15 protein-coding genes are annotated in these 26,488 nt (G+C 33.7%); 9 read left to right on the top strand and 6 right to left on the bottom strand.

The window, feature by feature from the left end; genetic code table 11:
- Positions 1-248: 248 nt before the first annotated feature.
- From RGRSB_RS08195 to pyrR, 4 genes are all read right to left on the bottom strand, one after another.
- Positions 249-986 (bottom strand): dienelactone hydrolase family protein, encoded by a 738-nt coding sequence (locus RGRSB_RS08195; RefSeq protein WP_119260622.1) that lies wholly within the window; start codon positions 984-986, stop codon positions 249-251.
- Between the two features lie 425 nt (positions 987-1,411).
- Positions 1,412-2,398, bottom strand: a complete 987-nt coding sequence (locus tag RGRSB_RS08190; RefSeq protein ID WP_119260621.1) for a permease — start codon at positions 2,396-2,398, stop codon at positions 1,412-1,414.
- A 1,209-nt stretch (positions 2,399-3,607) separates the two neighbouring features.
- A complete protein-coding gene (locus RGRSB_RS08185) occupies positions 3,608-4,861 on the bottom strand; it encodes a competence/damage-inducible protein A (protein WP_119260620.1) in 1,254 nt (417 codons plus the stop codon).
- Positions 4,862-5,154: 293 nt separating this feature from the next.
- Complete coding sequence (gene pyrR / locus RGRSB_RS08180) at positions 5,155-5,679, bottom strand: bifunctional pyr operon transcriptional regulator/uracil phosphoribosyltransferase PyrR (protein WP_119261018.1); 525 nt, start codon at positions 5,677-5,679, stop codon at positions 5,155-5,157.
- A 229-nt stretch (positions 5,680-5,908) separates the two neighbouring features.
- On the opposite strand from pyrR, the gene RGRSB_RS08175 reads away from it, so the two are divergent.
- Both RGRSB_RS08175 and metK read left to right on the top strand, forming a co-directional pair.
- Positions 5,909-6,781 (top strand): tRNA (5-methylaminomethyl-2-thiouridine)(34)-methyltransferase MnmD, encoded by an 873-nt coding sequence (locus tag RGRSB_RS08175; protein ID WP_119260619.1) that lies wholly within the window; start codon positions 5,909-5,911, stop codon positions 6,779-6,781.
- A 1,062-nt stretch (positions 6,782-7,843) separates the two neighbouring features.
- On the top strand, positions 7,844-9,112 hold the full coding sequence (metK, locus tag RGRSB_RS08170; RefSeq protein ID WP_119260618.1) for a methionine adenosyltransferase: 1,269 nt from the start codon (positions 7,844-7,846) through the stop codon (positions 9,110-9,112).
- 78 nt (positions 9,113-9,190) lie between these two features.
- Here the strand turns inward: metK and sipA are convergent, their stop codons facing one another.
- Both sipA and RGRSB_RS08155 read right to left on the bottom strand, forming a co-directional pair.
- Positions 9,191-9,415, bottom strand: coding sequence for a regulatory protein SipA (gene sipA / locus RGRSB_RS08165; protein ID WP_119260617.1), 225 nt, complete (start codon positions 9,413-9,415; stop codon positions 9,191-9,193).
- A 384-nt stretch (positions 9,416-9,799) separates the two neighbouring features.
- Complete coding sequence (locus tag RGRSB_RS08155) at positions 9,800-10,771, bottom strand: cysteine synthase A (protein WP_119260616.1); 972 nt, start codon at positions 10,769-10,771, stop codon at positions 9,800-9,802.
- Positions 10,772-11,165: 394 nt separating this feature from the next.
- On the opposite strand from RGRSB_RS08155, the gene RGRSB_RS11190 reads away from it, so the two are divergent.
- The 7 genes from RGRSB_RS11190 to RGRSB_RS10785 all read left to right on the top strand — a co-directional run bounded on the left by RGRSB_RS11190 (position 11,166) and on the right by RGRSB_RS10785 (position 24,298).
- Positions 11,166-11,300, top strand: a complete 135-nt coding sequence (locus RGRSB_RS11190) for a HupE/UreJ family protein (protein WP_420823012.1) — start codon at positions 11,166-11,168, stop codon at positions 11,298-11,300.
- A gap of 42 nt (positions 11,301-11,342) precedes the next feature.
- The gene (locus tag RGRSB_RS10215) at positions 11,343-11,513 is read left to right on the top strand and encodes a hypothetical protein (protein ID WP_172582079.1); all 171 of its coding nucleotides are present in this window, start codon (positions 11,343-11,345) and stop codon (positions 11,511-11,513) included.
- 2,418 nt (positions 11,514-13,931) lie between these two features.
- Positions 13,932-15,497 (top strand): NAD(P)H-hydrate dehydratase, encoded by a 1,566-nt coding sequence (locus tag RGRSB_RS08145; protein WP_172582078.1) that lies wholly within the window; start codon positions 13,932-13,934, stop codon positions 15,495-15,497.
- Positions 15,498-15,536: 39 nt separating this feature from the next.
- A complete protein-coding gene (locus RGRSB_RS08140) occupies positions 15,537-21,119 on the top strand; it encodes a translocation/assembly module TamB domain-containing protein (RefSeq protein ID WP_145961893.1) in 5,583 nt (1,860 codons plus the stop codon).
- A 1,711-nt stretch (positions 21,120-22,830) separates the two neighbouring features.
- Positions 22,831-23,478 carry a cofactor assembly of complex C subunit B gene (locus tag RGRSB_RS08135; protein ID WP_119260613.1) on the top strand — a complete coding sequence of 216 codons (648 nt, stop codon included), beginning with the start codon at positions 22,831-22,833 and terminating at the stop codon, positions 23,476-23,478.
- Between the two features lie 140 nt (positions 23,479-23,618).
- Positions 23,619-24,179, top strand: coding sequence for a gamma-glutamylcyclotransferase (locus tag RGRSB_RS08130; protein ID WP_119261016.1), 561 nt, complete (start codon positions 23,619-23,621; stop codon positions 24,177-24,179).
- Positions 24,176-24,298, top strand: coding sequence for a hypothetical protein (locus tag RGRSB_RS10785; protein ID WP_269460779.1), 123 nt, complete (start codon positions 24,176-24,178; stop codon positions 24,296-24,298). The genes RGRSB_RS08130 and RGRSB_RS10785 overlap by 4 nt, the downstream gene beginning before the upstream one ends.
- Positions 24,299-26,488 lie beyond the last annotated feature (2,190 nt).

The raw sequence follows: 26,488 nt of genomic DNA, 5'->3' as shown, positions 1-26,488 counted from the left end.
ATAAATAGTATTAGAATTCTATTGGAAATAGGTTATTATCATTCTGAATTAGCATAGCAAATAAAAAAACTACTCCTGAATCTAATTTATATATGAGTCGGATGGGCAGCATATCGGCATATAAATTCTTGTCATCCTATCAGTTCTCTAACCATAATGTGTGATGTTATAGATTTGAAGACTGATTATCTTAATTCTTTTTGTTAGTTTTTTTCGTGCTGATTTCAAAAAAAACCTGATATCAGGATTCAGGACAGAATAGGCTGGAAAAATGTGATAACCTCTTTCCAAACTTCATCCGTTGCCACTGGATCAAACCGATAACCATCATCTCGCATAAAGGTATGATTGGCTTGATACTCCAAAATTTTATGGCGGATGTTCTGTTTTTTTAAGGTTTGCTTAATGATAACTCTGCCATCTTCTGGAATATGAGAATCTAAAGTTCCAAAAATTAGTAAGGCTTCTCCTTGAATCTCTCCTATCCTTGCAAGGGTATTTGCCTTTTCTCGTCCCAACTTACCATTGTGAATTCCAGTAGGGTAAACATAAACCGATGCCTTAACCAAGGGGTTAAACGCTGCACGACAAGCCAGATGTCCACCAATACAAAAACCCATCGTCCCAATTTGTTGCGAGGAAACGGCTTCGTAATTACTTAAGAAATCAATAAGAGCGGAAATATCGCAGTCAAACTCACTCATTGAGGTTTTTCGGGCTGCCTCATTTCCTTGAATACGTCCAAGATCTGTTGGTTCAATGATAGTCCCTAGAGATAACTGACGGTAATAAATCTCTGGAGCAGCCACGACAAAACCATAACCAGCTAAATGGTCGGCTAGTCGAGTGATAGGACTTCCTAACTGATAAATATCACTATAGAATAGAATCCCCGGGAAAGTTCCTTCCTGATCCGGACGAGCAATATAGACCCTCATTGCATTATCTTCTACAAGAAGGCTAACGTTCTGACGTTTTACTTGCATACTTCTAATAATTAGATTTTGCCATTACTATTTTAGCGGTTTATTTTATCTTTAATGATTAAAAAACCTAAATAATAATAGTAACCTAATTCTAGTAGTTCAAAAAATTACCATTTTGCTCAAAATTGTCTAGAGTTGCACTGAATTTTAATTTAGATGCCTGGCTATCTTTTACTTACTTTAAAGCATCTAGATTGGCTACTGCTATTGTGAGTTAACGATACAGATATAAACTGGTGGAGAATGTTCTTTTTTTAACTTTTTGTTAACCTTACAAGCTGTCTATCAAAGAAGCTTTTTTCTAACTTTAATTATTGATATAATATTTTGATCAACAAAAAATTAGTTTTAAATACTAAATTATATATCTATGATATTAAGAAAATTTTATATTTTGATTTAAAAATTTATGTAGTTTTTTGACTCTAGCTTAAATAAAAATTAAGGGCAAAACACAATAAAATCATTAATTGTGCGGTTAAAATCAATATATACATTGCTGCTTTAGGGCGTATCGTCATGAAAAGTAAGCTAAGACTTTTAAGATTAATTAGAGAACTTAATAACAAAAAAACCAAGTTTGACCCATACAGAAACTTATTAGTCAGAGGATTAATAAAATAGGGAGTACACAAAGAATTAAAGGATAGAACCAAGCTCAAAAGGGACATTACTAGGATTTGAGTTACAGGAGTTTGCCCCCATGTTAGCAACTGTGCTTGAGGTAGAAAAACTTGAGCCACGGTAGTTATCGCACATCCCAACAAGAGGATACTACCGAGTTCAAGAAATTCTTTAATGAGATTATCCAAAAACAACAGGCATCGCCCCCACAAATGGTCAGGAATCGCTGAATTAGCTTTATACTCATAAATTAAACTCCCTGTCCTATGGAGGGTTTGGGGAGTATTACGGGAACGTAATAAAGTACCTGAGTGAAGTAAAGTTGAGTAAATTGCCAAGGTAGATAGATTTCTGGATTTTCCAGACGGTTTATCAGCATAAGCACTAAAAATTAATCCTAGAATAATACCAATAAGCCAAGCCCCTAAAATTCGTAAAAAAAGAAGTCTTGGATAATTGCCAAGCACTCCCCAACTAACCCAAATTACAAAAGGATTAATCGTCGGGGAAGCTATCAAAAAACTGATAGACAGGGGAATAGAAGCACCTTGTAACAATAATCTCCGTGTTACAGGAATATTACCGTATTGTCCTACAGGAATCATTATCCCCAAACTACTGCCGACAATAGCCCCTAAAATTCGATTTTGCGGTAACTTGGCTACGAATTGATGTTCATCAAGAAAAGCCAATAAACTACTCGAAACAATAATTCCCCACAGAAGAAAAGGCAAGGATTTGAGAACATGACTGATAAATAGGGTAACATCATAACTAAGTTCGGACATAGCAATATATCTCTAATTGATTTTGAGTAATAATGTAGATCGTTCACAGACAATCTACTCCGTACCTAACATTATCAGACTTATTTTTGTTCGAATGGGTGCTTGTGACTATATAGTTTTATATGAAAAAATATAAAGACGTAACTCAAACAAGTAACCTAAGAACTTTTTCTCTTTTGGCATTTATGGCATGTTGCTTTAAATCATGAAAAAAATTATTAATAGTCAATCTACTTTGATTCGTCACCCATTAATCGATTCTTACCGATAAGACTCTTGTTTAGTGTTTACGTTTTAATGTAATCTGAGCATAATAAAGGAATAAGTTTAGAAAAATACTATGGTTTTGTCCTTAGATTTTTAGTTGGTAAGTGCGGCTCGTCAAGCTAATTTGAACGATGTTAAGGTCTTACTTACTCAAAGCGCATGAGTCAATACTACTGATTTTCGTCTGACGGATGTATTAATGTATGCGGGGCGCAGCGAGGCGATTGCCTAATATCTAGATCATTTTTTAGAAAAAGGGGCTTTGGTTAATCAATAACGACCTCCATTAGGGATCAGTACCTTGATGTTAGCGGCGGCATTATTCTTCTTTAGCAAATGTAATCTATAAGCGCACTTGTATCATGATTCTTGAATAAATGAACAATATTGGTCTAGTAATTCTTTAAGTCTTTGCCTTGTTTGCTATTGATGCGATAGCATCTCCACCCATTCCAGCCTTACCTGGAATGGGTGGAGATGCTAGTGAATGTTGTTGCTGGCATTACTTCTAATGGTATTTAGAGCTCAATTTGACGTATATTTACAATGTTTTTGTCTGCCGTAGGACTTATTTCAACTCCTGTTTATCTCCTGTCTATATATGTTAAAACAACTTTTCTATAGATCTGGATGGTATAACTTATTTGTGAGTTAACCAAGAATCAATCTGTGAATGTGGATAAACAAAAAGCTGTTTATTTTGGTAATAGTTGTATTTTACTAAAAAACACAAATATTACAATGATGCCAACCTTCGTAAAATTTTAACTGTAAATTGTTTCTTGACTTGATTCATTGGGATTTGCCTTTATTTTAAACTCGTCTGTATAACATAAAGACAGTTACAAATACTCAGGTTTGTCAATTTTTAAGCTTTTATTTCATCAAAAATTTGACTGTTATAGAAAGTGCTTTAAACACTCCCTTTTCTTGTTTTCTATACTACTTTCTAAGTAACAATTTACGACGTAATTGATCCAAAGCAGCATAACTACTTAAAAATCGTATGGTATCACGATCATGCATTACCCCAAACTGACACTTAAAACTCTCCACTCTTCCTTGATTATCAGCTAATCCAACATAAACTAATCCTACAGGTTTAATTTCTGTCCCTCCTCCAGGACCGGCAATTCCTGTAATACTTATTCCCCAGGAAGTCCCTAACCGTTTTTTAACCCCTAGGGCCATTTGTTGTGCTATTAGCTCGCTAACAGCTCCATATTGTTCTAAATCGTTGGAATTAACTCCTAATAAATCTATTTTTACCTGATTATTATAGGCAATAATTCCTCCGAGAAAATAGTCTGAACTTCCTGAAACTGTGGTTAACATCGCACCTAAACCGCCTCCTGTACAGGATTCAGCAACACTTGCCGTTTCTCCTGCTTGCTTCAATAAATTTCCTACTACCAAAGCTAAAGTATCATCATCTGATCCATAATAGTCTGATCCAGCTATTTCCTGGATTTTTTTAGCAATTGGTTCGATCAGCGCGATTGCCTCTATTTTTGATTGAGTTTTTGCAGATATTCTTAAACGCACTTCCCCTAAAGAAGCATAGGGGGCTACTGTAGGATTAGACAATTCGAAGAAGTTAGCTAATTTTGCAGATAAATCTGACTCGCCAATGCCTCTAAAATATAACATTCGACTGTAAATAATTTCTTTACCCCAACCTTGGCTTTTAAGGTAAGAAACGGCGGTTTCTCTCCACATACGTTTCATTTCCGAAGGGACCCCAGGAAAGGTAATTATAGTTAAATTGGGACGAGGTTGCCACAAAATGCCAGGAGCAGTTCCAGAAGGGTTGGGCAAAATATCAGCCCCTTTAGGAAGTAAAGCTTGTTTACGATTATTATCTGCCATAGTTCGCCCCTGTGCAGCTAATTTTTGAGTAATATCTCTAATAATTTCAGGATGTTCTACTAAGGGAGTCTCAAACATCTGGGCGATGGTTTCCGTTGTTAAATCATCAGGTGTTGGACCTAACCCTCCTGTAAACACTAAAATAGAAGCCCGTTGACTAGCAATTTCAATAACATCTTGTAAACGGGTCAAATTATCACCAACAACAGTTTGATAAAAGTGAGGAATTCCTAAACTGGCAAGTTCTTTGGCCAAAAATTGAACATTAGTATTTAGGATATCTCCTAATAACAATTCTGTCCCCACACAAATAATTTCTGCACTCATAATAGTTTAACTCAAGTCCCTAAAATTTAATAAATATGACTCTTCTAGACTAGCTGTCACGAAAATTTAATGAATAAAAGCTCAAAGTACTGTCTTACAAGGTTTTCAATATTTTAAAAACTTTATCTCTATAAAAAAATTAAGTTACAGGACACACCCAGAAGAAGAGTTTTAGGAGTTACTGGCTACCAACTTATCATACTCAGTCTAGAAGAGCCACAAATATTACACTTATTAATAACTAATAAAGTAGCTATCATGCTTTGCTTTTGTATGGTTTGTGAGGTAGTTTATTACCCAATTAACTCTACGGCATCCCTTCCGTCAGTCTCTTGCAGATACACTTTAACCTGTTCTTGGGAAGCTGTGGGAAGTTTTTTTCCAGTAAAATCAGGATGAATAGGTAACTCTCGATGGCCACGGTCTACTAAAACTAATAACCTAATGACTTCGGGTCGTCCATATTCCGTCACCGCATTTAAGGCTGCCCGAATTGTCCGTCCTTTGTAAAGGACATCATCTACTAAGACCACCGTTTTTCCCGTTAAATCAAAAGGAATTTTAGTTTTAGCAGGAGTGCGAGTTTTTATACGATCAAGATCATCACGATAAAATGTCACATCGACAGCTCCTACTGAGACTTTAACACCTTCTAACATCTCAATTTGCTGAGCGATTAGATAAGCTAGAGTCACCCCTCGGGTGTAAATCCCCAAAAGTACTAACTCAGAGAGATCTCCCGATTTTTCAATGACTTGAGAAGCTAAACGGGTGATGATGCGACGTATGTTTTCCGTAGTCAGTATTTTTTTGATCATACCCTCTCCCCTATATTCGTCCTCCATTTTAAAAGATCACTTAAAGTCATTAAGTCAGTAAAAACTTAATCTTAAATCAACCTAATACGGAAGTTAGAATTTAATTCTACATCTCTGTTTATTAAGTTGGAAGTTTCTCGCTTTCGCTTGGCTACGAGCGCGACTTCATAAAAGTTAAAAGTCAAATGTCAAACTGTTGTCCTATCTCCCCAGACCTCTTACCTTAATTATGTTCACCCCCCAACTTACTGATGACGGTTCGTACACCTTCTTTTCTGAGGAATTTGGAGAACTATTCCATTCCCATTCTGGAGCAAAACTCGAAGCAGAACAAAAATTTGTCGATCCTTGTCAACTTAAAGAAAAAGCAAAACGTCACAAGTCATTGAAAATTCTCGATGTTTGCTATGGACTCGGTTACAACAGTGCAGCAGCTTTAGAGGGAATTTGGTCAATTAATCGGGAGTGTCACATTGAATTAATTGCTCTAGAATCTGACATTGATGTCCCTTATCAAGCCGGTGTTTACCATTTACTTAAACAATGGCCTTCTTTTATTAGAGATTCCCTAACACAACTCGCCCAAAATCATGAGATACAAATACCAAGATTAAGAGCTAACCTATTGATAGGGGATGCCAGAAATACTATTCAAACTCTTTACCAGTCTGGTTTTAAAGCCGACGCAATTTTTCTTGACCCTTTTTCTCCTCCAAAATGTCCCCAATTATGGACTATAGAATTTATTAAACTTGTATCAGGGTGTTTACACCCACAAGGAAAGTTGGGAACATATTCAAGTGCTGCCGCAGTGAGAACTGCTCTACGGTCAGCCGGGTTAACTGTGTCCCCCACCAAAGGAGTAGGGCGGCGGTCACCTGGAACTATAGCAAGTTTCAATTGTCAAGACTTATGTCCTTTGTCTTTACAGGAACAAGAACACTTAAAAACACGTGCCGCTATTCCCTATCGCGACCCCAGTCTTCGAGATTCTGCTATGGTCATTAATCAGCGACGACGTACAGAACAAATCAGTAGTGACTTAGAATCTACAAGTCGTTGGAAAAAACGATGGAAAAAATTAGTGCGAAATTCACAGTAATTTAATTAATGGCGCTCTCAAATTTCTGCATAGTTCCCGTGGAAAATCTTACGAAAGTTAATTGTCTTTCTAAAGATATTAGAAAGTTAATTCAGATGATATGGTAATGGTGAATATTATAAATTAAGTTTTAGTTTGATACTGAATTTGGCTAAAAGGTATAAATGTCTTAGACTTAGTTAGTTAGATACAAAATTCTGAAAAATAACATTAAATGACATTAAATATTTGAAGTAAATTTAATAGTATAAGAACGCGGTGAATATTAGTTTTTAAGTTAACTACAGGCAACACAGATATGGTAAACTTTTTTGTTAGTTAACACAAGATTTAATTTGCAGATTATTTGTAAACCAAGAATATATTGTTCAAAAGCTCTTTGAGAGATTCTTTTAAAAGAGTACTTCCATTAATGTTAATTAACAAAAAATAAACTAAAAGCTATTAACCTGATTGATAGCTTTTTTACTACATAAGTATTTTTTGCCGAGGCATTTAACGGTTAAAAATCAAAAATATTTCTTAATAAGAAATATTTAATACATCAAAATAATTTTATTTAAATGGTCAAAAATTATTTTCTTACTGTTATTTTCTAACAATTGTTATGGTCTGAACTGTTTGCGATTATCATTCAATATAATTATTACTTCTATATTAGATTTATTTAAATATTGGATTTTATCTATAACATGGAAACCCTTATCAAGGTTTATCAACTGTCTGAATATAGTTAACTAATTCTAGGCTCAAATAAAATATAAACCAAACCTAATCCCCAATTATTTATCCAAGCTTGTCAATGTTTGAAAACTTATCCTACTTCTACTTTAATGATAGAAGATTATGACAGGTATATTGCGATAGACCAGCAAAGAGGAGTTGCCGGAACTATCGGAATCTCTCAGAATAATTCTTAAGCTAGTCATTCAAAAAAGGCATATATTACTATCCTCGAACTTAATCAAATTCAATTTTACTAATTCGTAAATTCTCATGTATAGTTGTAGACTATAAAACGTCATCTTTATCATTATCGTTGCTAAGAGAGGGTAAGTAAAATTGTCTTGTCGTTATCTGTTTACTTCCGAATCTGTAACCGAAGGTCATCCTGATAAAATCTGCGACCAGATTTCAGATGCTATTCTAGATGCTTTGCTTAACCATGATGATCGCAGTCGCGTCGCGGCAGAAGTGGTCGTTAACACAGGCTTAGTTTTAATTACTGGAGAAATCACCTCCAAAGCTCATGTTGATTTTGTCGATTTAGCTCGTAAGAAAATTACTGAAATTGGCTATACTGATGCTACCAATGGCTTTTCTGCTGATAGTTGTTCCGTTTTGGTTGCTGTAGACGAGCAGTCTCCTGATATTGCCCAAGGGGTAACGGAAGCTCATGAACAGAGACAATCTCTTAGTAGTGACGAATTAGATAGCATTGGAGCCGGAGATCAGGGGTTAATGTTTGGGTTTGCTTGTAATGAAACCCCCGAATTAATGCCCTTACCAATTAGTCTAGCCCATCGCATCTCTCGTCGCTTGGCCGTAGTACGTAAAATGAGAGAACTACCTTATTTACGTCCTGATGGTAAAACTCAGGTATCAATTATCTATGAAAATGGAAAACCTGTGGGGATTGATACCATTCTTGTTTCTACTCAACATACTGAAATTATTGACTCGATTACAGACAACGATAAAGTTCAAAAAAAGATTAAATCAGATCTGTGGGAAGCTGTCATTCTACCCGTCTTGAACGATGCTCAGATTAAACCTAGTAAGGACCTCCACTTTTTAGTCAACCCGACGGGTAAATTTGTTATTGGAGGTCCTCAAGGAGATGCTGGATTAACAGGACGTAAGATTATTGTTGATACCTACGGTGGTTACTCTCGTCACGGCGGCGGTGCTTTCTCTGGTAAAGATCCGACCAAAGTAGATCGCTCTGCAGCTTATGCTTGTCGTCATGTGGCTAAAAATATCGTTGCTGCTGGTTTGGCAGACAAGTGCGAAGTTCAAGTGAGTTATGCTATCGGAGTAGCTCGCCCTGTGAGCATCCTCGTGGACACTTTTGGCACAGCTAAAGTTGATGAAGATAAACTTCTTGATTTAGTTAAAGAACATTTTGAATTACGTCCTGCAGGCATTCTTCAAAGTTTCAACCTACGAGAATTTCCTTCACAACGAGGCGGTCGTTTCTATCAAGATGTGGCAGTTTATGGACATTTTGGACGAACTGATCTTGATTTGCCCTGGGAAGCGACTGATAAAGTTGCTTTACTCAAAGATGCTTTTGCTAGTCCTTTATCAAGGATGACAGTTGGGATTTAAATTGAGTTTAGTTCGTCAACGGCGATCGGAGAAAAGAGTCATTGTACACTTTTCTCTTTTTAATCCAACTTAGTTAGCTCAGGGGACAAGTTTTTCGAGGTACTGACTTTCCACTAAAAAAACTCCTTTGCTAAAACGAACCCCCCAATAATCCCCCGGACGGCGATCAATAACAATGCCTTGGGACCCAATTTCTAAAATATCAGCCGGGCGCAACATAGGCATGGGATCAGCCGTTTTTAGATAGGGAGGACTAACACTCAAGAGAACTTGGCAGCCTACCGTAATTTCTGAAGAATTCATATTAATAACTAATCAAAATTTCAGACGAACTTAACTAAAAACATTAGCTTCAGAAGATGTGATTCGTCAACTAAATATTTAGAATCATTAGTAGTAGAGGAAGTAATAACTATAACATATAACCACCGCCAAGGTTTTAGTTCTGACGATTATTTCGGTTTCTATTATAGAATTTGCTACCTTCCTATTAGGTAAAGGGAATATTCTTCTGTCAAATTAACTGGCAACGATTATTCGCGGGTCATTTATTAAATTTGAATTGTTCCAACTAGGTCAACTCTTGCTGAATAAATTTTTATCTGGTACAACTGCTAACAATATTAAGTCTTTGTAACCCTTCTTGATGTAAGATTTCATCAGCCGCCAAGAGTCCACTACTTAAATTTAATCAACTAGCCCTTTAGATTTTAACCAGTCTTGATTGTACAAACGGGATTGATATCTGGCTCCTCCATCACACAACACTGTTACAATGGTGTGACCAGGTCCCATCTCTTTGGCTACAGCGATTGCAGCACCTACATTAATACCAACTGATCCCCCCATGAATAAACCATCTTGGTCCAATAATTGATAGACAACTCGAAGAGCTTCACGATCATTAATTTGGATAGCATCATCGATGGGAACTCCCTCCATATTAGCAGTTATGCGACTATTACCAATTCCTTCGGTAATGGAATTTCCTTGAGATTTAATTTCCCCAGTCTTTACATAGCTATAAAGTCCGCTGCCCATGGGATCGGCAACGACACATTTAATGTTAGGATTCTGTTCTTTAAAAAATAAGGTAGACCCTGCATAGGTTCCCCCAGTTCCGATAGCAGATACCCAAGCGTCTATTTTTCCATCGGTTTGCGCCCAAATTTCAGGACCTGTTGTTTCGTAATGAGCTAGGCGGTTTGCTATATTGTCGAACTGATTTGCCCAGATAGCATTCTTCAATTCTTGAGCTAGTCTCCCTGAAACTTTAATATAATTGTCGGGATCACGGTAAGGAACTGCAGGGACAGTTTTAACTTCAGCTCCCAAGGTTCTGAGAAGATTAATCTTTTCCTGGGATTGAGTTTCAGGAATCACAATTAAACATTTATATCCTTTCGCATTGCAAATATGAGCTAACCCAATCCCTGTATTACCGGCTGTTCCTTCAACTACCGTACCCCCAGGTTTGAGCAATCCTTCTTCTTCTGCGCTCTTAATAATATATAAGGCGGCTCTATCTTTAACAGACCCCCCCGGATTAAGAAATTCGGCTTTTCCTAAAATCTCGCATCCAGTTTCTTGGCTAAAACTCTTTAACCGAATTAAGGGTGTATTGCCAACTGTCCCAACAAAGCCGTCTTTAATATCCATAATCCTCTATTTTGCCAAATGACAGCAGATAGCGATTTCTTTTAGTTGATTTAATCGTTATTCTTTCTTGTCTGATCGTCAATACTATCTTTGATAGTATCAGGAAATCAGTAGATAAATCTAAGTTTTACAGGAGTTTTTGACTTTCTGTGTTACGGTCACTTGGTTATTGGTTTAAGCGGAAGACAGCCACTGAAGGCGACGAAGAAAGTTTGGAATGAGTTCAAAATTTTACCTCAACTCTGATAAGACACAACCTTATAACATAAAAAATGATTTTCTCAAAAAAGAATGCTTTTTAGTCAGGATATTCGCCAATTTTTTAGAAGACTAGGAAACTTTGATTCTGTCTGTGAGGTACATATTAAGATTGTATCTTTATAGAAGATAATCTATAGAAGATAAATATTTTGCTTTTGTACTAGTAACAATGGTAGGGATAGTAATTCATTTGCGAAGTATTGACCTACCTTTCCCTAAAAGAGTTATCTCCAGTTCAGTCATTCTTTTTTGTGGATTATTAGCTTGAAATAATTATCCCCTAATTGCTTCTTATTTGTTAGCTACCACGATGGGAACTTTAGCCGTTATTGCAGACATTTTTTATGATTTTACTTATAGAGAAGCTATTATTGATTTGGAAATATTTCATTTATTTACTTATTTAGTCAATGTTTACTTGATTCAATTTTTGGTTTCTGGAGATGATTTTTTTATAAAAAAGTTTTTATTTAAAAATTAAGAAGTACTGCTTGAATTGTCCTTCAAGTTGTCATAATGGAAGTAACTGATACTGGTATAGTTTTTTAAAATTCAGCGATACTTGGTTAAAAATAGCTCTAATCTCTTTATAGAGTTAGTTAGATACAGGTTAAATTCTGATGATAAACTAATTTATTCTATAACCTACTAATGCTTATATCTAACCACTTTAAGTGGAAATTAATTAGCACAAATAACTTAGTGTGGACACCGAACTAAATTTTTACATAACATTTCTGATCTATTAGGAAGTATTAAATAGAGTAACATTTTTGATAAATACTCCTTATTTTTTCTGTCTTAAAAAGATCAATATTGATTTTAAAGAGCATTTTTGCATCATTAGTATATTTAAAACTTAATTTTTTTTACAAGTTTAGACTATTGACAAGCTTTAAAAAGATAAAAGATTACAAAATTAAGATATTATACCAGTACAATAAAATTAAATAGATAAATAATTTATAATCTAATTCAGATGATTAAGCGTCAAACTTTATTTATTTTGCATCTTGTTTTTCTTCCTTAGATTATTTTTAAGTAGTTGTAAGATCTCAGTAAAAAAAGCTGAGAAAATATTTAATAGTTTCATATTAAATATTTTCTATAAATGACTACAGAAGAGTAGTGAGCTTCAGAGCAAGAAAAGAAATTATTTGTAATATATACTGACTTTACGAAACTTGGTGATGTAGAATTAACTAACAAAATACAAATTTAAGAAACTTTAGATTTAAAAATTAACAAAGTTTCTGAGCTCATAAACTCTCCTTTTAATAAACTTTTATTAATTATCAATATTTTTTACTAAAACTTAATAGAAATAGGCAATATTTTTTAAAATTTAATGCATTATTTTTAATAAATTTTCAAGACTAATAAATAGGTTTTTAGTACAAATAAACTAATTATAATATTCCTAATATCTGATCTAAGTTTTGTCTTAAAATATCTTGAATTGCTATTTATTATTAAATAATAAATCTTATTTTTTTTGCTTTTTATTTATAAGTTTTTTGTATTATTTTTATGTTAGTATTTAATACTTTTCGTTTAGTTGCGAAATAATAGTTATTTACTTGTTTAATAGAAGTTACATGAGATATAGTTTCTATGTTTTTAGTTTACAGTATTAATCTATTCACAATAATTTTGTACATGGTTTAAGGAAAAAATATTTTTAAAAATTGTCAAAAATTTGTTTAAAAAACATATAAATATTCCATTATTTTCTTGTTTTTATATTTTTTTATAATTAATTATTGTTAAATAACAGTGATTTTATCAAATATCAACTATCTTAACGTCTATTTTTTTGTATTTAGATACATTGTTAATTTCTATATTAAAAACCTTTTCAATGATTTTTGCCTTAAACTTTAAAAAAAATATTCTTTTCTTTTTAAGAAAGCTTGAGTTTTATTTGAATTTATTTCCACGTTGATTAAATTTTATTTAACGACAATTTATCTTGAGATAGATAGCCTTCTTTGCTTAATACAAATTTATAATAGTCAATTTAAAGAGTTAGTTATTGCCAGAAAAACTTAAATTTGTAAACCTTAAAAGTAAGTTTACTAATGAAATGAAAAAAGTTTTTTTAACATACAAATCTGTATTTTTACTTAATCATGACATTGGAGTTGTAATTATTTATGCAAAATATTTGACAATATATCTTATGATTATAAATTTTATTTAATAAAAAAATATCCAAAAACCAATAAGTATCAGTTAAAAAAAGAGACCATTAATCGATTAAAATCTTATAGATAGAGAAAAATAAAATAATCGTTTATTAAAAAGAGTTTTAAAGTTAAATTTTCTTATTTTTTTTTAAAAAATGATGCCGTTTAATATAAAACTCTTTGGATTTAATTAAAAATAAAGAGTTAATTAATAAATATTTTTAAATTCAAAAGATATTTATTTTTAATAATTAATAATTTGCTTTGGGTAAAGAAAATAAAAGGTAGACTACGTATGTCCTGACGTATTTATTCAGTGTTTAATTATTTATAGATTCGCAATTCTTTAATTCACTATTTTTATGAATCTTTTGGTAATTTTATCTTAATAAAGATACTTCTATCTAATCAAAATTTTGATAATCAGTAGTGGAGATCGAGCTTAAACTTAGAATCTTATTTGTTTAACTAAGGCGAATATTTTATGTTATAGGTACAAATCCAGTCGAATAGTCGAATAGTCGAATAGTTTAGTACACATGGTGTAATTTAGATACAAGATCTGAATATGATATTATCTGTATAATAGTTATGTTTTTTTATAAACTTATCGTTTCGATATCAAACTCTGTCTTTATGTCTTTGATCATTAGATTGCAAGTTTGGTATAAACGACTTTCTTGAAATTATATCTCAACATAAAAACTTAAATGTCCATAATAAATCAACTAAAACTACTAGATAATATTGTTGTTACGGCAGAACAAATGAGGGAAATTGAAGCCCGAATTTTTCAGAATGGAATGCCTGTAGCAGCCTTAATGGAAAAAGTAGCAATTTTATTAGCTCGTCGAATACAAGAACTTTATCCCCTGTTTCAAACCTTACGAATAGGAGTTTTAGTTGGACCTGGACATAATGGTGGAGATGCTCTAGTTATAGCTAGAGAGTTATATTTACAAGGTTATGATATCTGTTTATATCAGCCATTTTCTAAGTCAAAAAAATTAACTTTACAACATGCAAATTATGCTCAAAATCTAGGGATTACCTGTTATAAAGACATTAAATGTTTAGGAAAATGTGAGTTGATCATTGATGGCTTATTTGGGTTTGGTTTAACACAATTACTCCCAGAAAATATTGCCAAGGCTATAGATATTCTTAATCAAGGCCATATTCCCATCATTAGTATTGATATTCCCTCTGGTTTACATACCGATACAGGAGAAGTCTTAGGAACAGCTATCAAAGCCACCTATAGTTTTTGTTTAGGCTTGTGGAAGCCAGTTTATTTTCAAGATCAAGCCTTAAACTATATTGGCAAAGCAGAACGGATTGATTTTGGTATTCCTCCTCAAGATATCTGGGCAATTATACCCAAACCTGCCCCCGTAAAACAGTTGACTTTAACGCTAGCACGACAATTTTTACCTTTGTGCCGTCCCTTATTAACCCATAAATACAAGCAGGGGCATTTGTTGCTTATTTGTGGTTCTCGTCGCTATGCAGGGGGTGGTATTTTAACAGGGTTGGGTGCGCGTAGTAGTGGTGTGGGAATGCTATCGATTGCCATTCCTGAGTCTCTAAAACCTTTGTTAGTCAGTCAGTTACCCGATGCGTTAATTATTGAGTGTCCAGAAACCGAAACCGGGGCGATCGCTCAATTACCCCCCCTAGCCACAGCTTTTGACAACTATGATGTCATTGCCTGTGGACCGGGGTTAACCTTGGAGGCAACATCGGTAGTCGAACAAGTATTAACAGCACCGTGTCCTCTAGTTTTGGATGCGGATGGGTTAAATATTCTAGCTAAGTTAGGAACTATTGACACTTTATTAAAGAAAAAGAGCCTCACGGTTTTAACCCCTCATCTAGGGGAATTTAAACGGCTGTTTCCTGATATTAAGTCTCCTGGCGGAGATAGAATAGCGGCTGTTCAAGCTGCGGCTAAAGCAAGTGGTACAATCGTTTTATTCAAAGGGGCTAAAACAGTGATCGCTGACCCTCATGGTCATGTCTGGTTAATTCCTGAAAGTACCCCCGCTTTAGCGCGGGGAGGTAGTGGAGACATTTTAACTGGGTTGATTGGAGGGTTATTAGGGCAAACTACTTCTAGTTTCCATGAAAAAGAGATAGACGGAGGAGCAATGGTGGCAACGGCCGCTTTGTGGCACGCTCAAGCAGCCGTTTTAGCAGCAAAAGAACGTACTGAGTTAGGGGTAGATGCTGTTACCCTGTCCAACTACCTGCACCAAGTGAATTGGAATAATTGAGAAGAAACAAAACTCTATAAAGAAGACTCTATAGTGTAGTTGAAAAAATCGTTAAAGCGGTTAGCCACTGGTGGTGTGAGAAAAAAAGTCATGATGACAGACCCCTCCCATTCAGACACAACACGGGAGCCTCAGTTAAATTATCCCTCCAAACTTCATGTAAAAACTCTTCCCTGGCATCACCGCGTCTTGATGTGGGGGGGGGGGATTGTCTTACTAGGACTGGGTACAAGTTTAATCTCTGGATGGTTTTTCTTGCAGCGAAACCTAACTCCTTGGGTAGAAACTGAACTCAGTGATTTTTTAAATCGTCCAGTCAATTTAGGACCCCTTAAGTATTTTTCATTAGGTCGAGTGCGTTTTGGCAAAAGTCAGATTGCTAAAACTACTACTGATCCTGCTCAGGTTACTATGGCTGCTTTGGATGTAGCCTACAATCCTCTCACATTAATTTTAAAACGAGAATTAGAAATTACAGTAACAGCTATTCAACCAAATATTTATCTTGAACAAGGGGAACGGGGAGATTGGTTACTAACAAAATTTGATAGTGTTACAGAGAATAATTTAATTAAACTAAAATGTTTGCAAATTAAAGATGCTAATGTAATTTTATTACCTTATTTAGCTAGAGGTAAAATTTCTGTCGCTACTAAATTTAAAGACTTGTCAGGTAAAATCAACGTCATTAATAACTTTGATATAATTACCTTTAAAATCAATAGTTATTTAGCAAAAGGAGGGGTATTAAAAGTTGTTGGCAGTAGAAAAGTATCAACCAAAGAAACAAATTTATTAGTCCGGGTACATCGCTTAGATATTAAAAAAATTGAACATTTAATTGAGCTTCCACTAACTTTTAATCAAGGAAGAATTGACACTAACTTAGAAGTTAGCATTAAACCAAATCAACTTCCTCAATTAAGAGGAATCGTCAATTTACATCAAGTTAATACTTCTATTACTTCTCTTTCTTATCCTTTACAAACTCAGGGAAAACTTCGGTTACAAGGCACTCAAATTAAATTTGACCAGGTGGCTACTCGCTTCGGCTCCATTACTGGAATGACCCAAGGTGAACTTGATTTAAAGACAGGATATAATTTAACAGCTAAAACTCAACCTACTTCCATTAATCAAATATTTACAACTTTTAAAAAACAAAAACCTACTATTTCCATTTCAGGAGTTTTTCAAGGAGTATTACAAATAAAAGGAAAGTTAAACGATCCCCAAGTTCATTTGACTGTATCCAATACTAAATTGAGTAAAATTGATAAGTTCGAGTTTAAAGAACTCTATGCTCAATTGATTGTCAATAAATCTACTTTATTGGTTAAACAACTTAAAACAGTTCCAAGTTTTGGTGGATCAATAACAGGAAAAGGGAAAGTCGATATAGTTGCAAGAAATTCTGCTGAACTTGGTGAATTTATTTTCGATATACAAAGTTCTAATCTTTCTATTGAAACTCTGGCTAAAATTTATAAAACTGAATTTCCCATAAAAATTGGACACTTATCTAGCGAATTAATTATTTCAGGAGTTGTTCATAAACCTGAAACTTTACGGGTACGAGGAAAAAGTAATTTAAAGATTGGGAACGGAACAGTTAATGCTGATCACTTAAACTATTATCAAGGAGATTGGCAAGGAACAATAGAGACATTGAATATTGATTTAGATAGTTTGATTTTACCTGTTCCTAAAGAGTTCAATAATGGCATATTACAGGGAGCTTTTAAAATATCAGGAAATGTTAACAAGCCATTATTGAAAACATTAAAGGCGGTAGGGAATGCCCAAGTTTTTCTAAACAATGGAAAGATAACAGTAAATGATTTACAAATATATAATGGAAAATGGAATACCAATTTAGTCGTTATCGATGTCCAAACAAAAGACGTATCTTTGAAAGATGTTCCAAATTTAGACGGGATATTGAATGGAACTCTCAACTTGACTGGGGATTTAGCGTTAGGGTTAAATAATATTCAGGGGAAAGGAAACGCAACTTTAGAGCTATCCCAAGGTAAAATCAATGTCAACAAATTAAAGTTAAATAATGGAAAATGGTCAACTCAATTAGTAGTCAATGATGTTTTCATCAATCAACTATTCTCCAAGATAACCAATGAGTTTACCGGTAAACTAAACAGTAATTTTACCCTATCAGGAACTCTAGATAATTCTTTAGAAAATTTAGTTGGTGAAGGAAATGCAGAACTTTCTTTGTCCGGAGGAAATATTGAAGTACAAAAAGTAAAGTTTTCTAAAATGAAATTTATTTCTATAATTTCAACAAAGGGAGTTGACTTAAGTCATTTTAGTCCAGATTTAAATAATAAAATTGACGGAAGAGTTGAAATTACTGGAAGATTAGATAGTATTACTCCTCAAAATATTGAAGTTAAAGGCAAGTTAAACTTTAGTCAAGGATTGGGGGCAGTTAAACGTCCTTTTAAAACGGTCTTAAGTTGGAAAGACGATACTTTAACTATTGATAAAGCTACCGCATCAGGAATTTTTATTAAAGGATGGAGTAAGATTAATTGGCTAGCATTAGGAAAAACTCAAAACAAACTAAAGACAATTAAAGAATTTTCTCTATATATTTCAGCTAAAAGACTTGATTTAAAAAGTTTACTTCCGATTTCATCAAGCGTAAATTCTATCCTCAAGAGTAATAGGATAAATTACACTGGAAAAGTCGATTATACCGGGGTGGTCACGGGAACGCCTAAAACTCCAAACATTGATGGTAAATTATCTTTAATTAACTTTAATATTGATAATTCAAGATTTGAACCTCTTTTAGAGGGAAAATTAAATGTTAATCCCAAACAAGGGCTTGAATTAGCATTATATGGACAAAAAGATCACCTTCACTTAAAGTTCGATAATCAATCTCAACCCCTGGCTATTTCCCTGAAGCAGACACAAATGCAGGTAAAAGGAACACGCGAAGGGAGAAAGGTAAATCTAGAAGTTCGGCAAGTTCCCATTAGTTTACTGCAAAACTATATGTTGAAAGCAGGAGGTGCAACAAATTCCTTTCCCAATTCCTCTGTTTCTCGTTTCTATACTCATCTACTTACCCAACCTCTCTCAGGAAAGTTATCAGGACAATTTACCTTAGATTTAAATATAGGAGCGATTACTGGAAAAGAATTAGCGATCACTAACCCTCAACTGGGAACGGTCAAAGGACAAAAAATTACGGGGGATATTCAATACGTTAAGAGAAATCTTACTCTCAGGAACGGTCAATTAAAGCTCAATAATAGTTTATATAGTTTCGAGGGGAATTTTACTCCAACTTCACAAGGACCCCATTTAAACGCTAATGTTACTGTCGATCAAGGAAACATTCAAACTATTTTTGAAACCCTACAAATTTTTGAACTAAAAGACATCAGACGAGGATTAACTCCTCCTCAATATGCTCAAGCTAAAGACTTGTATGAAATGAAGGCAATAGGAAATGCTGGACAAGAAACGGTCTTGGATAAGTTAGGAATAACAAAACCCTCCCTGGTTACCTCTACTCCTCAACCCCCTCTAGCAGAAGTAGGAAATGACAAGGCAAGCATTAGCGATCGTCTGCTCCATTTCTTAGTCATTAATGACTGGTTAAGTCAACAAAGACAAACTCGTAAAAAAGTATCACCTTTACCAGAATTACAGAAATTACAAGGGGTGTTTGATGGAAACATAGCGGTTCAATTAACCCCTAAATTAGGGCTAAAAGCCAATTTTGATCTCAATGGTCAGGATTGGAATTGGGGAGATTTTAACCTCACTCAAATTAACTCTAAGGGAAATTGGCAAAAAGGTATCCTCACCTTAAGTTCTATCAGTTTACAAGACAGAAATAGTCAAATTGCTTTTACCGGTCATATTGGGAAAAAAAACCAAGAAGGTAAACTGCAATTGGTCAACATTCCTCTAGATAAGTTCTCAAAATTTTGGTCCTTACCTGATATTCTCGATATTGGGGGACAACTTAATGCTAACGTTAGCCTAACAGGAAATCGAGATAATCCCGAAATTTTAGGAAGAATTGCTATTAATAAAGCAAGTATTAATAAAACTACTTTGCAATCTACTGAAGGTCGATTCACCTATCATCGAGGACGTATAAACTTTTCAGCTAGTAGTCTATTGGGTAAGCGAACTCAACCCTTAACTGTCAAAGGAACCTTTCCCTATCGACTTCTCTTTGCAAAAGTGCAACCAAGTAGTGATCGCCTTTCCCTAACGGTAGATGTTCAAAACGAAGGTTTAACTATTTTAAATCTTCTCACCAAAGGACAGATAGCTTGGTTGGGAGGAAAGGGCAATATTAAACTTAATGTCTCAGGATTGGTGGATCAAAAACGTGGACTTCCCACTCAACTTAACGCCAATGGGGTGGCCCAGATAGAAAATGCTGCCATTGGGGCTAAAATGTTTCCTAACACACCTTTAACCAATATCAATGGCAAGATTTTGTTTGATCTTGATCGCCTGACCGTTGCCAAGCTAACGGGGAAATTTAGCGGGGGTCAAGTAGCCGTCCAAGGATCATTACCTATCCTTAAAACTATCGAGCAGAAACAACCCTTAACTGTCAATTTTAATGATTTGTCCTTAGATTTACCTCAACGTTATCAAGGAGGAGCAAAAGGAACAATTCAAGTGGAAGGAACGGTTTTAGGACCGAAAATTGGGGGGAGTTTGGAATTATTTGAGGGAGAAGTATTACTAGGAGATACGAAAGAAGGAAAGCAAAAAATACCAACTTATCTTGAATTTGCTAAGCTCAAATTAACGTTAGTGGAAAATATTTCTATTTCTCGTCTTCCTCTCCTGAGTTTCTTAGCCACAGGAAGTGTCACCGTTGATGGAAATGTCAACCAACCCCGACTGGAGGGAATTATTACGCTACAAAATGGCCTAGTTAATTTATTTGCCAGTCAATTACGCTTAGCTGAAAGTCAAAAAAATACAGCCGAGTTTTTTCCTAATCACAGTCTTGATCCATATTTAAACATTCAATTATTTACCTCTACTACAGAAACAACCCGTAATCGGGTGAATGTCAATCCTATCTCCTCGGAAATTAACGACCCTTTTAGTGCAAATGCTGATAGTTTACAAACTGTCCGTATTCAAGCAACCGTTAAGGGCTTTGCCAGTCAATTAAATAATGGGGTTGAATTAACTAGTCAACCCAAACGGAATTCTGCTGAGATTATTACCTTGTTAGGTGGCAGTTTTCTTAGTCCCTTAGAAAAATGGGAAACCCAATTAGGGTTAGCTCATCTAGCCGGAACTGCCGTACTTGGACCGTTTCAAGGAACGATTGGGAAAGCATTAGGATTAAGTGAGTTTCGTGTTTTTCCTACACAATTAATTGATGAAAAAGAACAATTGAATAATCTATCTATTGGGGTTGTAGCAGAAGCAGGGATTGATATTACCAATGAATTATCGGTTTCCATGCAAAAGATATTGAATAGTGATATTCCTTCTCATATGGGAATTCGCTATCGCATTAACGATAATATTTTGATTCGAGGATCAAGCAATTTTGCTGATGATAGTCGCGGTAGTATTCAATTTGAACAGCGATTTTGATAGGATAGGGCGTAAACTTGGTTATAGCAGTCTTTTTCAGTATAAATTTTCCCTAAATAGTGACTGAATTAAAGTCAAATCAAACTTTTTAGTTTTCTTACTATTTTAACTTTGTTGTTATAGTATTTGGATGAAAGTTAGTATATAGCTCCAAATAAACGTCAAAAAATGACTTATTTTACTCTCTGTATTTAAGTCATTGCAGTCATATTCGTATTGCTTTAGTTGATATTTTTCATAGTAACTATTTTGAGCAGAACTTTGTTTAACTCATTTAGCTAAATAACATTTATTCTTAAATATATTTTTGATAATTTTATGAACTCTAATGTAATAAAATTCTTCTCTTCTTTTATTAAAAATAATTATATATTATAAGCTTGTAAAAAAAATAGTTACTATAATTGAGTTTATAATCTTATGAGATTTTTTTAAAAAATTTATATATTCTTTCTTTTCACTTCTTTAAAAACCTAAAAATTATTTTTTCTTAGATAGTCTATCTAGAGATTATTCTTTCTAATTGTATTTACCGAGAGCTAAACCGGATCTGCAATTTATTTGACTTTCCATCTTCTTGTATTTAAATATCATATTTTTACTTTTGTTTTTGTTCTGGAGTAAATGTTTGGGTCTCGAGTCAACTTTGATAGTTCTTGCTCTTATAATTGTGTTAGTTTAATTTTGAGGTTGTTAGTATCTGAATATCACTATTTTTTTATTACTTTTATATTTTAGACTTATTTATAATCACTGACTTAGACTTAGTTAAATAATTACTAAAGCGGTGAGCGTAAAGGTATTATGCCCTATATTATCTAAATAATTAGGTTAAGCAAAATCTTTAGCTATTATCAAGTTCAACTGAATATAGAGCTAAATATCACCAGGAAGGTGAGTTAATATCGCCTCATGTTTTATAGCTTAATTCTATTATTTTTATATTTTTTATCTAAACCCTAGTAGTAATGTTTACTAACATAATTAGTTTCTTTTATTTGAAAAATATACTTTCAGTTATTCCGTTTCTGTCTTAATTATCTTAGCAAAATAAAATATAAAATAGTGCAATATCGTTTTTGATTATTTTTCCAGATTTTAACTTATCTTAACTCTTTTAAATAAACGATTGCCCTGTTTTTCTCTATCTCTAAGATTGCAATTGACTGGTAATCTTCTTTTTTGATTGATACTTGTCCATTTTTAGTTGTTTCTATCATCAAACCTAATTTCTTTCCATAAGATAAATCTTAAAACTCTTGAATAAACGATTACAGTCAAAATGTTGAAATTTAGCGATAAAGATGAGTATAAAAAAATAAATTACATTTAGTTGTTGATTTATTTTTTTATACTCATCTTTATTCTGAAAGTATTTTCTATATTTATAAATTCTTTATCGCTATTGTTAGCGATAACTTTATATTTTCAGACTTGTTATATTTAAGCTTATCTCTCAACGCGTAACTTTTAAAAACTATCAAGGCTTAATAAACTATGCATTGTAAACCTATTTAGCTCATCAAGTCAATAGGGAAAAATCGTCTACGTAACAAAATTACTTTATATAAAACATCATTGAAGAGAACAATTAGCTAAAATTACTTTATATGGAGAGGCGATTTATCTCTAAATAAGATGGATTAATAGAAAAAGATATGAGAAAGTACTGAATATATTCTCTTTTTTGATCTTTATTCTGTTCTAGTTAATGAAAAAATCAGATCCGAATATGATTTTACGATTACTGCCCTTTTTTGCGGGAGGACTTGGCAGCATTCTCTTATTAATTAACCGTTTTACTACATTAACCTTAACAGAATCCCAGTCTCGTTCTGATGTGGTAGGAGTTATTCTCAATGGGGTCTTGATTTTAGTAGGGTTAATCTGGCACCAAGTTCAACCACGATCACCTGATGCTGTTACCCTCATTGGAGAACAAGGTTTCGAATTTGCTCCAGATTTACCAGAAGAAATCAAAAAAGAACTTGCTTGGGCCTCCTATTTAGTATTAACTAATACCGTTACCAAATCTTTGGTGGTTTACTATCATGGAGTGGTGGTGTTGAGACGAGGGATTTTAGGTATTAACTCTCAAGTGATTCCGGGCAAGATTTTAGAAAGAGTTTTGGAAAGTAAAAAGCCAGTTTATCTGGTTAATTTGCCCCTTTATCCAGGACGAGTCGAGTTTAATTATCTCCCTGAAAATACTCAGGGAGTGATATGTCAACCTATGGGAAACCAAGGGGTTTTGATTTTAGGGGCAAATGTCCCCCGAAGTTATACTAAACAGGACGAAAATTGGATTAAGGGAATCGCTGACAAGTTAGCAGATACCTTACAAACCCACTTACAATAGGTCTATATTTTTGTCAATCATTTTGGCTAGGGAACAGTAAAGACAAGTCAACCGCTATTTACCTTCTAGGAAAACATCCGATGAACCTATCTCTTGACCCCTTATCCCAAGTCCGAACCCTATCAGATATAAAAGGTTCAATGACTCATCCTTATCATCAAGAAAGTCATCGCCAACCTCAAGTATTGCCGGAAACGTCATTTTATTATTTTGCCTATGGGTCTTGTATGTGTCCTGTAGACTTAAAACGAACTTTTGGCGAAAACACCTATCAATATGTTGTGGGAACCGCTATCTTGAAAGGATACCGGTTAGGGTTCTATCGTCGTTCCTTACGACGTAATTGTGGGGCATTGGATGTAGTTCGTGAGCCCAATTCTCGTGTAGAAGGAGTTTTATATCATCTTCCTTGGCGATTTAGCGCTCGCCTTGATGCTCGAGAAGAGGTTCCTAGCAATGGATATCGTCACGAATATGTTGATGTTCACAGTGAAGGAAAACTCTATGAAAATGTGCGGACTTATGTCGTTATTGACAAACTACCTCAAGAATTAGCTCCCAATGATTGGTATTTAAATGTAGTATTACGAGGGGCGGTCACTTGTGGTTTATCGGAAGAATATTGTTTGTGGTTATTTAACCATATGCACCGACTCCAGTTACAACAAAGTCAAGAGGTTATTCTTGCAAATTGTTCATGAGTAAAAAACTATCTCTCAGAGTTACCTTAGTAATCAGCTCATCTAGTGGCATGGGCAAGGCGATCACTCATTGTTTAGCGACTGGTAGCTATTGTTTAGCTATTTGCGCCTGTAGTTAGGAAAAGTTACGGTAATTAGCCAAAGGGTTATAAAGTTTAGGGGCTTCATTTTTCTTTTAATTGGTTTATATAAGCAAAAAGTCAATATCTTACAGTTTTTTGAGAAAGTCCGTAAAACTTGGAGTGCCGGACGTAGATGTATTGGCTAATAATTACGGGTTAGGACACAAAGAGTCTTTGAGTCTTTGATTAGTTGGGAAACTGAAGCATATTGAGAAATAATAGACGTGAATGTATTGGCTTTGTTCATTTGCACTCGTGAAGTGGTTGGGGATATGAAGGATGAGGGTAGCCTATTGTTAGCATTGATTTTATGAGTAATTATTGGTTTCTTTTGATGAGTGGGGTTTATGCGGTGAGCAAATATGCGGTTTGCACTTTATATACTTTTGGGTAAACAAATTGGTTTATTAGTTATCGAACTATATTTTAAAATTTATGCTTTTTTAATTGTTTTTATGCTGGGTTAAGGATACTTTTAGTTTCAAAAATTCTCCCAAATTTATGCTTTTTTACAAAGAAATCATACTAAATCGAATTGTAAAAACTCACTTAATAATAAATAAGAGAGTAACAATCTAGATAAAACAATTTCTATTAAATCTTATTTAGCTCCGTATCTTCATTCACTTGAACTAAAAAGGAAGTACCTAAAAGTTCAAAATTATGTAGGAGGAAGAAGATGATATTTACTTTATAAAATATCTCAAGGATGACTCCTCAAAAATAGTAAGCCCCTATAGTAACAGGTTATGATAATAATCAGGAGATTTTCAGAGAAAATAATAAATTAAGAAAAGAAGAAGTTAAAAATATCAATAATAAAAATTAAAAGTAAAGAAGAGATAAAACTATATTGAACTGATAAACTTCTTAAAGAATTAACCTGCTAATTAAAATTAAGATTAGAAAGTTGAGGAATATAGACAAAAAATTCTTAGATAAGAAAATATTAAAAATTTATATTCAAAAGTTCTACCCTAAAAAAAGATATTCATAAGCTAAAATAAGTATATATTTTTAAAATAAACTTCGATTCTATTCGAAGTTAATTAATGAATTTGTTAAAGAACTCACAGAAAAAATTATATGGAATTAAATTACAAGAGTAAATATAAAATAGCTGAATTTAGTTGACGAACATTTGGCTAAAGATAGATGTAGGGCTATATTAAAAAATATTTTTCTTGATCATAAAAAATCATAGCGGATGGCATCATAGCAAAAATAGAAAAATTCCTGTAGTAGTCATTAGAGAATATTTTTTAGCTTACTCTCCAAGATTAAGGTCAACAAAAAGATTATAGAAGTTAGTATATCAGTCTCGATTTAATGAGTATTTTGCATCAATTTTTGATGAAATGAAATGATTTTTTGCTAAACTATTTTTTTTAAAACCCTCATAAATTTAATTCATTTTTATTGAAATTTTAATTGGCTAAATTTTCTCTAATTTTTTAGAATGGCATAACAAGTAGATTTAGTATTACCTGTGGTTACGGCGATTATTTTGGTTATTTGTTGGAAACCAGATTAAGAAATCTCTAACTAATAATTTTACTTAGGTAATCACAGTTTATATTTTTTTTATTAATTTACTATCTTAAGTCAGTATTTTTCTACAGTCGATTGTCGCAGGACTGGCTAAACTGTGGTTTTATCATTCCAACAACAGATTGTCTTCTATGAAAAATTTAAAGGTTTTACACCTAATCTCCTTTTACTTACTTTTTAACAACTATTCTGTAGAAAACTTTAAGTTTTCTTAATTTTTGAGAGTTATAACACATTAGAGAGTTATTAATTCCTTTAAGCTAGTTCTTTCTTGAAGTAGGAAGTTTTTTCAGGGGAATTAGGAATTATCCCTTTTTTAGAATTTGATATGGTTAATAAGTTTCATTAGCTAACTTCCACAGAATTTATCAGTGAGGTGATCTATTAGACAGCTTTCCTCAGGTCCGATAATTCTAACAACGGCCTTTGTTAAGTATGAGCTTACATTAATTTTAAGAGTGATCGCTACTTCTATTGTAATGAAATAACAAAGTATTGCTAAACTTTGCGCTTTTCTTTAAGAAGTTCCTCCTAGAATAGGGGAAGTGATCGTCACAGCAAAAGTTTCCTTAGGGGACTACAATCAAGCTTATCTTTAATTTTATTGATTTTTCGGAGTTAAATGACTATTAATCT

Source organism: cyanobacterium endosymbiont of Rhopalodia gibberula, from assembly GCF_003574135.1.
Classification (GTDB): domain Bacteria; phylum Cyanobacteriota; class Cyanobacteriia; order Cyanobacteriales; family Microcystaceae; genus Rippkaea.
This window is presented reverse-complemented; position numbering and strand designations above follow the sequence as displayed.